The organism is Mycobacterium sp. (assembly GCF_040509115.1).
Lineage (GTDB): Bacteria > Actinomycetota > Actinomycetes > Mycobacteriales > Mycobacteriaceae > Mycobacterium.
Genome location: NZ_JBEVLO010000426.1, coordinates 1 through 10,585, shown reverse-complemented (window position 1 = coordinate 10,585; position 10,585 = coordinate 1). Strand labels below are relative to the sequence as shown.

The following is a 10,585-nucleotide window of genomic DNA, read 5'->3' as shown; positions in this document are numbered from 1 at the left end:
GACCAGATGCTGGCCTACAACTGCTCGCCGTCGTTCAACTGGAAGCAGCACCTGGACGACGCGACCATCGCGAAGTTCCAGAACGAGCTCGGCGCGATGGGCTTCAAGTTCCAGTTCATCACCCTGGCCGGCTTCCACGCCCTGAACTACTCGATGTTCGATCTGGCCCACGGCTACGCCCGCAACCAGATGAGCGCCTACGTCGAGCTGCAGGAGCGCGAGTTCGCCGCCGAGGAGCGTGGCTACACCGCCACGAAGCACCAGCGCGAGGTCGGCGCGGGCTACTTCGACCGGATCGCCACCACGGTGGACCCCACCTCGTCGACCACCGCGCTCGCGGGCTCGACCGAAGAGGGCCAGTTCCACTAGGAGTTTGACAGCGCAGGCCCCGCCCAGAACCCTTGGGCGGGGCCTGACGCACATTGGAGACGGAGTAAAACGTTGAGCGTGACGAATATCGAGCGAGTGGGCGTCGTCGGCGCCGGACAGATGGGCGCGGGGATCGCCGAGGTGTCGCTGCGGGCGGGCGCCGACGTGCGGATCTACGAGCCCAGCGAGGCGCTGGTGACAGCGGGCCGCGACCGCATCGTCAAGTCGCTGGAGCGCGGCGTCTCCAAGGGCAAGCTGACCGAGGCCGAACGCGACGAAGCGCTGGGCCGGCTCAGCGTCACCACGACGCTGGCCGACCTGTCCGACCGACAGCTGGTCGTCGAGGCGATCGTCGAGGACGACAAGGTCAAGGCCAAGGTGTTCGCCGAACTCGACGAGGTCATCACCGACCCCGACGCGGTGCTGGCGTCGAACACCTCCAGCATCCCGATCATGAAGATCGCGGCGGCGACCAAGAATCCGGGCCGGGTGCTGGGGCTGCACTTCTTCAACCCGGTGCCGGTGCTGCCGCTCGTCGAATTGGTCGGCACGCTGGTCACCACCGAAGAGGCGCTCGCGCGGACGGAGAAGTTCGCGAGCGAGGTGCTCGGCAAGCAGGTCGTCCGCTGCGCCGACCGGTCGGGCTTCGTCGTCAACGCGCTGCTGGTGCCGTACCTGCTGTCCGCGGTGCGGATGGCCGAGGCCGGTGTCGCGACCATCGAGGACATCGACACGGCGGTCGTCGCAGGCCTGTCGCATCCGATGGGGCCACTGCGGCTCTCCGACCTGATCGGCCTCGACACGCTGAAGCTGATCGCGGACAAGATGTTCGAGGAATTCAAGGAGCCGCTGTACGGGCCGCCTCCGCTGCTGCAGCGGATGGTCGAGGCGGGTCATCTTGGCAAGAAGTCGGGCAAGGGCTTCTACACCTACTGACGGCGGCGCCGAGACCGCAGACTAGGCCTCCGCGAGCCGCTTCTTCTCTGCCTCGACGTTGAAATCGGCTGGTGGCCAAGACAAGTCGAGGCGCTCCAACGCCTCGATCAGCAACTCGGTGATGGCCAGCCGTGAGTACCACTTGCGGTCGCAGGGGACCACGTGCCACGGCGCGAAGTCCGTCGACGTGCGATCCAAGACCGCCTGGTAGGCCTCCTGGTACTTGGGCCACAGCTCGCGCTCGTCGACGTCGCCGGGGTTGTACTTCCAGTACTTGTCGGGCCGCTCGAGGCGTTCGGCGAGGCGCTTGCGCTGCTCGTCGAGCGAGACGAACATGGCCACCTTGACGATCGTCGTGCCGTCGTCGACGAGTTCCCTCTCGAAGGCGTTGATCTCGTCGTACCGCGCGCCCCACACGTGCGGCGGGACGAGGTCGTGCACGCGGACGACCAGGACGTCCTCGTAGTGCGACCGGTCGAACACTCCGATGTGCCCCGCCGCGGGCAGGGCGTTGCGGATGCGCCACAGGTAGTGGTGCGACAGCTCCTCGGCCGTGGGCTTGCCGAAGCTCGCATACCGGATTCCCTGCGGATTGCCAGCTCCGACAACGTGTTTGACGATTCCGCCCTTGCCTGCGGTGTCCATGCCCTGCAGTACCAGCAGCACCTTGCGGGTGTCGCCGCTGCGGCTGTTGGCGTAGAGCATCTCCTGCAGCTCGGCGAACCGGCCGTTGCGCTCCTCCTGCAGCTCGGGCGCATCGGACTTGGAGCCGCGGAAGCCGGGCGTGGCATTGGCATCGATGTCGGCGACCTTCTCGCCTGCCTTGAACTCCAGATGGGAATGCGGCTGGTGCGTCCAAAGGGACGGGGCATCGACCATCTGCTCAGTCAAGCAGGTGCGCGGGCAGCCTCGGGGACGGATGCGGCGTCGAGTTGAAACTGGCCAGTGACCCACCCACTTCGACGATGCCGCGCAATGCGTTCCACGACAGCATCGTCAAGTAGTCGATCAGGTCGTCGGCGCTCATCCGCGGGTTCGACATCCACGAGTGGGTGGCCAACTGCACACCGCCGACGATCATGAACGCCCACGGTTGCGCGCCGCTGGTGTCCATCCCCACCGAGGACATCCGCCTGCGCAACATCACACCGAGCATGCGGGCGATGATCTGTTCGGAGTCCGCGACCGCCTTGCTCTTGGGCGCCGAACTGTTGGCCATCACGAACGGGTATATCTCCGGCTCGGCCGCCACCGTGTCGACGTAGACCCTGATGATCTCGCGCGTCAGGTCGTAACCGTCGAGGTTCGACGACAACGCCCGGGCCATGTTCGGAATCAGGGTGGTCTGCGCGAAGCGCATCATCACCGCGGTGGTCAGATCGTTCTTGTCGACGAAGTACCGGTACAGCACCGTCTTCGAGACACCGATCTCGGCGGCGATCTCGTCCATGCTGACGTTGCTGCCGCGTCGGCGGATGGCTTCGAGGGTGCCGTCCACCAGCTCGTTGCGGCGATCAACCTTGTGTTGATGCCACCGTCGTTTGCGGCCGTCCGTCTTTACGGTCGCCGCCGGAGTCTGCTGTGCCACTGTTGCCAAGATCCGTTCCCTAGTTCGCCTCGATAGTACGGCGATTATCTGTAACCGGGCCTGTTGGGACGGTTGAGTACGGCCGTCATGGGGGAACATGGAGGCGTGGCAGACACCTCCACGTCCGAACAGCGGGCGAGCTTTGCGGAATCGATCGTCGGCGTCGACTCCGCGGCAGATGCCGAACGCCGTCGGGGCCTGCGCCGGATGAAGCTCGTCGCACTGGGCTTCCTGCTCGGCGCGACCGTCGTCTTCCTGGTGTGCACGTGGGCGCAGGCCCACGACGCGCCGGGCTGGGTCGGCTACGTCAGGGCCGCCGCGGAGGCGGGCATGGTGGGCGCGCTTGCCGACTGGTTCGCGGTGACCGCGCTGTTCAAGCATCCGCTGTGCATCCCGATCCCGCACACGGCGATCATCAAGCGCAAGAAGGATCAGCTCGGCGAGGGGCTCGGCACGTTCGTGCGGGAGAACTTCATGTCGCCGCAGGTGGTGGAGACGAAGCTGCGCGACGCCGAGGTCGCCAGCCGGCTTGGCAAGTGGCTGGCCGACTCGGTGCACGCCGAACGCGTGGCCGCCGAGGCGTCGACGGTGCTGCGCGTGATCGTCGAGATGCTCCGCGACGAGGACGTCCAGCAGGTGCTCGACAAGATGATCGTCAAGCGCATCGCGCAACCCCAGTGGGGGCCGCCGGTGGGGCGGGTGCTGTCCAGCCTGCTGGCGGAGCACCGCCAGGAAGCGCTGTTGCAGCTATTGGCGGACCGCGCGTTCGAGTGGTCGCTGAACGCCGACGAGATCATCGAGCGCGTCATCGAGCGGGATTCGCCGACGTGGACGCCGAGGTGGGTCGACAGCCTGGTCGGCGACCGGATTCATCGTGAGTTGATGGACTTCACCGACAAGGTGCGGCGCAATCCCGACCACGAACTGCGCCGCTCGGCGACGAAGTTCCTGTTCGAGTTCGCCGAGGACCTGCAGAACGACGAGGCGACGATCGCGCGCGCCGAAAAGGTCAAGGACCAGATCATGGCACGCGACGAGGTGGCGAGGGCCGCGGAGACGGCGTGGGCCACGGCCAAGCGCATCTTCCTGGAGTCGGTGGACGACCCGAACTCGACGCTTCGCACCCGGATCGCCGACTCCGTCGTGCACATCGGCGAGGCGCTCCGGGACGACGCGAACCTGCGCGACAAGGTCGACAACTGGATCGTGCGGGCGGCTCAGCACTTGGTTTCGCAGTATGGGACGGAGATCACAGCGATCATCACGGAGACCATCGAACGCTGGGATGCCGACGAGGCCAGCAAGCGGATCGAGCTACACGTCGGCCGTGACCTGCAATTCATTCGGATCAACGGCACCGTGGTCGGTTCGCTCGCGGGGTTGATCATCTTCTCAGTCGCGCAATTAGTGAGTCAGCTCCCCTGACCTGCGCTAGCAGGCGCTTGCAATAGCTAGCACCCCGTCTTACGGTTGGGTTCGAAGCAATCGCATACCCAGTGCAGAGGGGGATGAACATGTCGCAAGACGACAAACTTGCCGCAGTCGTATCCACCGCTGCACAGGACATCGGAGGCTTCATCCGTAGCCAGCGCGAAGCTGCGCAGGTTTCGGTGCGGCAGTTGGCCGAGAAGGCCGGCGTCAGCAACCCCTACCTCAGCCAGATCGAGCGGGGATTGCGGAAGCCATCCGCGGAAGTGCTCAACCAGATCGCCAAGGCGCTCAGAGTCTCCGCGGACGTCCTCTACGTGAGGGCAGGACTTCTCGAGCCCAGCGAGCCGAGCGAGGTCCGTGACGCGATCGTCATGGACACCGCAATCACCGAGCGGCAGAAGCAGGTGCTGCTCGACATCTACACGTCGTTCTGCGAGCAGAACGAAACGGGAGATGAGGAGCCAGCTACTGACTGACATCCGATCCACTGCTGATTAGCCACACCGAAGACGACATTCGAAGGGAATGACAAGACATGGCCGAGAAGACTCAGCCCACCGTTGAAGACCTGAAGGCTCCGCTGCTCGCCGCCGTTGGCGCGGCCGACCTCGCGCTGGCCACCGTGAACGAGATCGTCGCCAGCCTCCGTGAGCGTGCCGAAGAGGCCCGCACCGATGCGAGCGCTCGCGCCGAGGGGCGTCGCGCCCAGATCGCCAAGCTGCAGGAAGAGCTGCCCACGCAGGTCGCCGAACTGCGCGAGAAACTGAGCACCGACGAACTGCGCAAGGCCGCCGAAGGCTACGCCGACGCCGCCACCGCCCAGTACAACAAGCTCGTCGAGCGCGGCGAGGAGGCGCTGACCCGCCTGCGCAGCCAGCCCGCCCTCGAAGACGCCGCCAACCGCGTCGAAAGCGTCACCGACCAGGCGGTCGAGCTGACGCAGGATGCGCTCGGCACCGTCGCCACGCAGACCCGCGCCGTCGGTGAGCGGGCCGCCAAGCTGGTCGGCGTCGAGCTGCCGAAGAAGGCCGAGTCCGCAGCGGCCCCGGTCAAGCAGGCCGCCAAGAAGGCCCCCGCCAAGAAGGCGCCCGTCGCCAAGAAGGCCCCGGCCAAGGCGCCCGCCAAGAAGGTCACCCAGAAGTAACGTCGACCGGCGAGTCGACTGCAGGGACGTAACCCGCCTAGGCTTGGAGCGTGCAGCTTCAAGTCCTGGCGGGTTACATCCTTCTCGCCATTCAGTTCGTCGTCGTACTTGCGAGCCTGTACGCCTTCATCAATGCGGCAATGCAGCGCCCCGACGCCTATACCGCCGCCGAGAAGCAGACCAAGCCCATCTGGCTGGCCATCCTCGGCGGCACCGGCCTGCTGGCCTGCATCCCGGACTTCGGCGCCCCCGTCGGCGCGGCGATCGCCGCCTGCGCCGTTGGCGTCTACCTGGTCGACGTCCGGCCGAGGCTCCTTGAAGTCCAAGGCAAGTCGCGATAGCCCGATGCGCCCCCTCCTCACCGCCGTGACGGCGGCCCTCGTCTTGCTGCTCGGGGCGACCCTCGCCCCGACCGCCTCCGCCGAGCCCTGGGCTTCATCCCCCGTCGCTCCGCTCGCCTGGGCTTCATCCCCCGTCGCTCCGCTCGCCTGGACCCCATTCCCCGTCGCTCCGCTCGCTGTTCCCGGTCCGCCCTACGTCGAGCGGGCCGACTGGGTCCACTGGGGCGACCTGTCCAGCCTGCGGGTGTACCCCACCGCCGCGGGCCGGGCAGCCGCAGCGCAACTCAACAACGAGGCTCAGGGCGACGAGGCGTGGAACGAAGTGCTGGCGCTGTCACCGGACGCCGACCTGCCCGGCATGCGCCAACAGTTCATCTGCCACTGGGTCTTCGCCGAGAAGGCTCAGCCCGGCAAGACCAGCTGGAATCTGGAGCCGTGGCGACCCGAGGTCGACGACGACGCGATGATCGCCGCGCGCTGCAATCCCGGCGGCACCGAGGAGCCGTTCTGATGGCCGCGGGCGCACAACGGATCTGGACCCGCGACGCCGTCGCGCAGATGGTCGACCACACCCTGCTCAAGCCCGAGGCGACCGAGGTCGACGTCGCCGTGCTGGTGCAGGAGGGCAGGGATCTCGGTGTCTACGCGGTGTGCGTCTCACCGACCATGGTGACCGCCGCCCGCACGGTCGACACGGCAGGCCCCGACGTCCTGGCCGTCGCGAGTGTGGTCGGATTCCCTTCCGGCAAACACGTTTCGGAGATCAAGGCGCGGGAGGCGGCGCTCGCCGTCGCGGCAGGCGCCGACGAGATCGACATGGTCATCGACGTCGGATCGGCCGTGACCGGTGACCTCGACGCCGTCCGCGCCGACATCGCGGCCGTCCGAGCCGCCGTCCCAGACACCGTCTTGAAGGTCATCGTGGAGTCCGCCGCGCTGCTGGACCTCGTCGGCGAGCAACTGCTCGAGGACGTGTGCCGGGCCGCGGCGGCCGAGGGCGCCGAATTCGTCAAGACCTCGACCGGGTTTCACCCGGCGGGCGGCGCCTCGGTCCGCGCGGTGGAGGTGATGGTCGCGGCGGTCGGTCCGACGGTGGCGGTCAAGGCCAGCGGCGGGATCCGCACGGCGGACGTCGCCATCGCCATGCTCGACGCCGGTGCCACGCGGCTCGGACTGTCCGGGACGCGGACCGTCCTCGATGGCCTGCCGCCTGCTGCCGGTTAGCAGCGAAAAGCCCTGCCGCACTACACGTTCGCGAAGCAGGGATTCTCGGGACCCGTCGGAATCGTGGCGTTCTGCGTGCCGTACGCAGCGATCACCCCGGTATCGGTGACCTGAACGCTCTTGGCCTTGATGCCGAGCGGAAGATTGTCCGTCAGGCTCTGGGTGAACACCTTGAGCGGATCCTCCAGCAGCTCGTGCGGGACGGGTTGGCCCCCCAGCATCACGTCGTTCACCTGCAGGGAGAGCTCCTGATTGTCCACCACCGGCGTGACGCTGAGGCTTCCGCTCACCAGCGAGCCGCCCGCGCCGTAGGACACCAGCACCCTGCCCGCCGCCGGGTCGGTCTTGACGTCCTTGATCGTGATGCTCTTGGCCAGGAATCCACCGGCCAGGGTGCCGCCGAGGATGTTGCTCAGGAACGGGATCTGGCCGAGGTACTGCTGAATGACACCGTCGAGGGTGGCGCCCAGGTCGCCGATCCTGCTCTGGACGGTCTGCTTGATGCCGTCACTGGACCACGTGATCGTCGCGTCCAGCGCACCGATGGTGCCCTTCGAGTCGCCGCTGTCCTGCAGCCGGATGTCGTTGATCACGACCTGGGCCTTCATCCCCTTGACGTCGAGGATCTGATTGCCCGCGGTGTCGATCGTCAGATTGCCGAAGTTCTTGGTGACGACCTGCCACAGGAAGGGCGTCGCACCGCCGAACGAGGCGGTGGCGTCGTCCTTGATGATGCACTTGGTGGCCTCGGTGACGATTTCGTTGCCACGGTGTCTGGCGTACAGTTCGCCGCCGATCAGGCCCGCCGCGGACAGCGCCAGCACGATGACCACGACCAGGACGATCGACAGCGGGTCGCGCAGGAAGCGCCGCAACCTGCCCGACGTGGGCTCGTCCGGTTCCCCTGGCTCGGAAGGGGGCGCGTCGGACCACGGCGCCTGCTGCGGCGGAGACGCCCATGCGGGACCCGCGTCGTGCTGGGGCGGCGGAGCCTGGGGTGGCTCGGCGCGTGGGGGGAAGCGCGTGGTGGGCGGATCGAGCGGTTGACCGCCCTTGGGGATCTGCTGGGTCGACGGGTCACCTGCCGCGGGGGGCTGGTTCGGCGGAGCCTGATTCGCCGGACGGGCCCAGGGATCGGAGGGATCGGTCACGCCTGCGATTGTGCCCTACCGAACTGAGCGAACCCGCTGCGGTTGCGGAGCACCGCGATGGTCTCGCGCGCCGTCACGACGTCGTCGAGCGCCGCGTCGACCACCACCAGCTCGGGGTCAGCGCCCGCCGAGGCCAACACGTCACCGGCGGCGGAGACGACCAGACTGCCGCCAACACCCGTCGGTCCGACGGCTGCGATCTCGTCGCCGGGGTAGGCCTGGCCGACGGCGGCGACGATGCTGGTGGAGTCCAGTGCGCGGGCCCTCGCGAGCAACGTCCAGTGCTCCAGCTTGCCAGGCCCGGACCCCCACGACGCGTGCACCGTGATGATCTCGGCGCCGCGCTCGGCCAGCTCGACGTACAGCTCGGGGAAGCGGACGTCGTAGCACGTGGTCAGCCCGACCCGGACTCCGTCGACGGTGATGACCACGGGTTCGTAACCCGGTGCGACCGTTCGTGATTCGGTGAATCCGAACGCGTCGTACAGATGGATCTTGTGGTAGTGCGCGTCGACGCCCTGGCCCGTCGCGATCAGCGTGTTGGTGACTCGGCCGTCCCCATCGTGCTCGCTGGGGCAGAACATCCCCGCGACCACCACGATGCCGAACTCGTCGGCGATCGCCCGCACTCCCGAGGCCCACGGCCCGTCGAGTGGCTCGGCGACCGGCTTCAACGGCACCCCGAACCGGCACATCGTCGCCTCCGGGAACACCACCAGGGCGGCGCCGTCGTCGGCGGCCTTCTGGGTGTACTCCTCGACGAGCTCCAGGTTGGCTTTCGCGTCGGTACCGGTCATCAGCTGCGCAAGGGCAATCCGCATACCGCCAGCCTAGGCGCGCCCCGTCCCGTCAGGAGGTCAGCGGCGCCACCGTCGACCACGGCACGGTCAGCACCGCGTCTCGCAGGCGCCTGCGCGGCTGTTCCACCGCGACGCCGGTCTCGCGCATCGCCGTCAGCATCGCCTGCCACCGCACCCGCGGCCCGAACACCCCGTGCCCCGCCGCGGCCGCCCACGCGCGGTCGGCGGCGGTGAGCATCTCGTAGATGGGTTGGCCCGCCACGTTGTGATGGATGAGGACCTTCGGCAGCCGTTCGGCCAGATCGGACGGGCGCTCGATCTGGTGCGGATCACACGCCAGGGTCAGGCTGACCGGTCCCGCGCTGTCCAGCAGCACCCAGCAGCACCGGCGGCCCAGCTCGTCGCAGGTGCCGTCGACGATCAGCCCACCCGGCGCCAGCGCGGCCTGCATCGTCGCCCACGCCTGGGGTACCGACTCGGCCGGGTATTGCCGCAGCACGTTGAACGCCCGCACCAGCACCGGCCGCTGCCCGGCCAGTTCGAAGCCGCCGCGAGCGAACTCGACTTGTGTTGGGACAGCGGCGGATTGGGCCGCCGCCACCCGCTGTGGATCGATCTCCAGGCCGAGGATCCGCACGTCGGCGCGGACCGTGCGCAGTCGCGTCGCCAGTTCCAGCGTCGTCACCGGCAGCGCGCCATAGCCCAGGTCGACGACCAACGGGCGCTCCACTGAGCCGAGCAGGTCGCGGACCCGCGGCGAGTGCACCAGCCAGCGATCGCAACGGCGGAGCCGGTTGCGGCCCGTCGTACCGCGGGTGATCGCACCGATGGGGCGCCGCGGTGTTCCCGGGGAGCCGGTGCTCAGGGGTGCTCGGCAATCCAGGTGGTCGTGAACCGTTGTTCGGCGACCACCAGGTCGACGAGCTGGCTGCCGATCAGGCCTTCGACCTTGCCGCCGACCAGCGGGATCCGGACCTCGACGCTGACGTGAAATTCCAGGCGCGCACCAGTTCCGGCCGTGCGCAGGGTGGCCGCACCCTTCAACGACACCGGCGCCCCCGTGATCGCCCCGTCCACGGTCGCCGACGCCTGCCCGCCGCTGACGGGGCTCCACGTCTCGCGTCGCTCGATCCGCAGATCCCCTTTGTGGAACTGCCCGACGACCGCGGGCAACCGGTCGCTGCGCAACACCTGGGTGGTCGCGATGGTGACTCCACCGCTGGTGTCGACCCGCAACGAATCGAGCGACGCGTCGTCGACCCCGGAATCCGCCAGCCTGGTCAGCCAGTACTGCCGATCACTGAACGCGGTGTGGACCTGCTCGACGGTGCCCTCGTAGTCGACGGCGATGTCGAATGATCTCGGCATAGCTGGCCAGGCTACCGTTACCCGGCGGGGCCGGTTCGCAATTCGCGGGCGCGGCGGTGACCGAAGAGGTGCCGCTGGCGCCGTTGACGAAGCTGCGGGTCGGACCGGTGGCGCGACGGGTGATCACCTGCGTGAGCACCGACCAGATCGTCGCCGCGGTGCGCGAACTCGACGGCGCCGGGGTGAAGCCGCTGGTGCTCGCGGGTGGATCGAACGTCGTGCTCGCCGACGAC

13 protein-coding genes and 2 pseudogenes are annotated in these 10,585 nt (G+C 68.0%); 9 read left to right on the top strand and 6 right to left on the bottom strand.

The window, feature by feature from the left end; all coding sequences use genetic code 11:
- Both ABW137_RS29380 and ABW137_RS29375 read left to right on the top strand, forming a co-directional pair.
- Nucleotides 1-369, top strand: a pseudogene (locus ABW137_RS29380) (isocitrate lyase); the annotation flags it as partial.
- A 78-nt stretch (nt 370-447) separates the two neighbouring features.
- A complete protein-coding gene (locus tag ABW137_RS29375) occupies nt 448-1,305 on the top strand; it encodes a 3-hydroxyacyl-CoA dehydrogenase family protein (RefSeq protein WP_526405347.1) in 858 nt (285 codons plus the stop codon).
- A 21-nt stretch (nt 1,306-1,326) separates the two neighbouring features.
- On the opposite strand, the gene ABW137_RS29370 is transcribed toward ABW137_RS29375, so the two are convergent.
- A complete protein-coding gene (locus ABW137_RS29370; protein ID WP_526405342.1) occupies nt 1,327-2,184 on the bottom strand; it encodes a polyphosphate kinase 2 family protein in 858 nt (285 codons plus the stop codon).
- A gap of 4 nt (nt 2,185-2,188) precedes the next feature.
- On the bottom strand, nt 2,189-2,893 hold the full coding sequence (locus ABW137_RS29365; RefSeq protein ID WP_526405345.1) for a TetR/AcrR family transcriptional regulator: 705 nt from the start codon (nt 2,891-2,893) through the stop codon (nt 2,189-2,191).
- A gap of 105 nt (nt 2,894-2,998) precedes the next feature.
- On the opposite strand from ABW137_RS29365, the gene ABW137_RS29360 reads away from it, so the two are divergent.
- The 6 genes from ABW137_RS29360 to deoC all read left to right on the top strand — a co-directional run bounded on the left by ABW137_RS29360 (nt 2,999) and on the right by deoC (nt 7,033).
- Nucleotides 2,999-4,318: a DUF445 domain-containing protein gene (locus ABW137_RS29360; RefSeq protein ID WP_526405340.1), complete on the top strand. Its 1,320-nt coding sequence runs from the start codon at nt 2,999-3,001 to the stop codon at nt 4,316-4,318.
- Between the two features lie 89 nt (nt 4,319-4,407).
- Nucleotides 4,408-4,800 (top strand): helix-turn-helix domain-containing protein, encoded by a 393-nt coding sequence (locus tag ABW137_RS29355; RefSeq protein WP_526405338.1) that lies wholly within the window; start codon nt 4,408-4,410, stop codon nt 4,798-4,800.
- 59 nt (nt 4,801-4,859) lie between these two features.
- Nucleotides 4,860-5,468, top strand: coding sequence for a heparin-binding hemagglutinin (locus ABW137_RS29350; RefSeq protein WP_526405336.1), 609 nt, complete (start codon nt 4,860-4,862; stop codon nt 5,466-5,468).
- Nucleotides 5,469-5,518: 50 nt separating this feature from the next.
- Nucleotides 5,519-5,809, top strand: a complete 291-nt coding sequence (locus ABW137_RS29345; protein WP_526405334.1) for a DUF2516 family protein — start codon at nt 5,519-5,521, stop codon at nt 5,807-5,809.
- Nucleotides 5,810-5,813: 4 nt separating this feature from the next.
- Nucleotides 5,814-6,320: a DUF2599 domain-containing protein gene (locus ABW137_RS29340; RefSeq protein WP_526405333.1), complete on the top strand. Its 507-nt coding sequence runs from the start codon at nt 5,814-5,816 to the stop codon at nt 6,318-6,320.
- The gene (gene deoC / locus ABW137_RS29335) at nt 6,320-7,033 is read left to right on the top strand and encodes a deoxyribose-phosphate aldolase (RefSeq protein WP_526405331.1); all 714 of its coding nucleotides are present in this window, start codon (nt 6,320-6,322) and stop codon (nt 7,031-7,033) included. The genes ABW137_RS29340 and deoC overlap by 1 nt, the downstream gene beginning before the upstream one ends.
- A gap of 20 nt (nt 7,034-7,053) precedes the next feature.
- Here the strand turns inward: deoC and ABW137_RS29330 are convergent, their stop codons facing one another.
- Genes ABW137_RS29330 through ABW137_RS29315 form a run of 4 tightly spaced genes read right to left on the bottom strand, consistent with a single transcriptional unit; the run spans nt 7,054 to nt 10,352 of the window.
- A complete protein-coding gene (locus ABW137_RS29330; RefSeq protein WP_526405329.1) occupies nt 7,054-8,184 on the bottom strand; it encodes an LmeA family phospholipid-binding protein in 1,131 nt (376 codons plus the stop codon).
- On the bottom strand, nt 8,181-9,005 hold the full coding sequence (locus ABW137_RS29325; protein ID WP_526405327.1) for a carbon-nitrogen hydrolase family protein: 825 nt from the start codon (nt 9,003-9,005) through the stop codon (nt 8,181-8,183). Before ABW137_RS29325 ends, ABW137_RS29330 begins: the two co-directional genes overlap by 4 nt.
- A gap of 28 nt (nt 9,006-9,033) precedes the next feature.
- Nucleotides 9,034-9,813, bottom strand: a complete 780-nt coding sequence (locus ABW137_RS29320; protein ID WP_526405344.1) for a class I SAM-dependent methyltransferase — start codon at nt 9,811-9,813, stop codon at nt 9,034-9,036.
- Between the two features lie 32 nt (nt 9,814-9,845).
- The gene (locus tag ABW137_RS29315; RefSeq protein WP_526405325.1) at nt 9,846-10,352 is read right to left on the bottom strand and encodes a DUF2505 family protein; all 507 of its coding nucleotides are present in this window, start codon (nt 10,350-10,352) and stop codon (nt 9,846-9,848) included.
- Nucleotides 10,353-10,354: 2 nt separating this feature from the next.
- Between ABW137_RS29315 and murB the strand changes: the two are divergent.
- Nucleotides 10,355-10,585 (top strand): annotated as a pseudogene (gene murB, locus ABW137_RS29310) (UDP-N-acetylmuramate dehydrogenase); the annotation flags it as partial.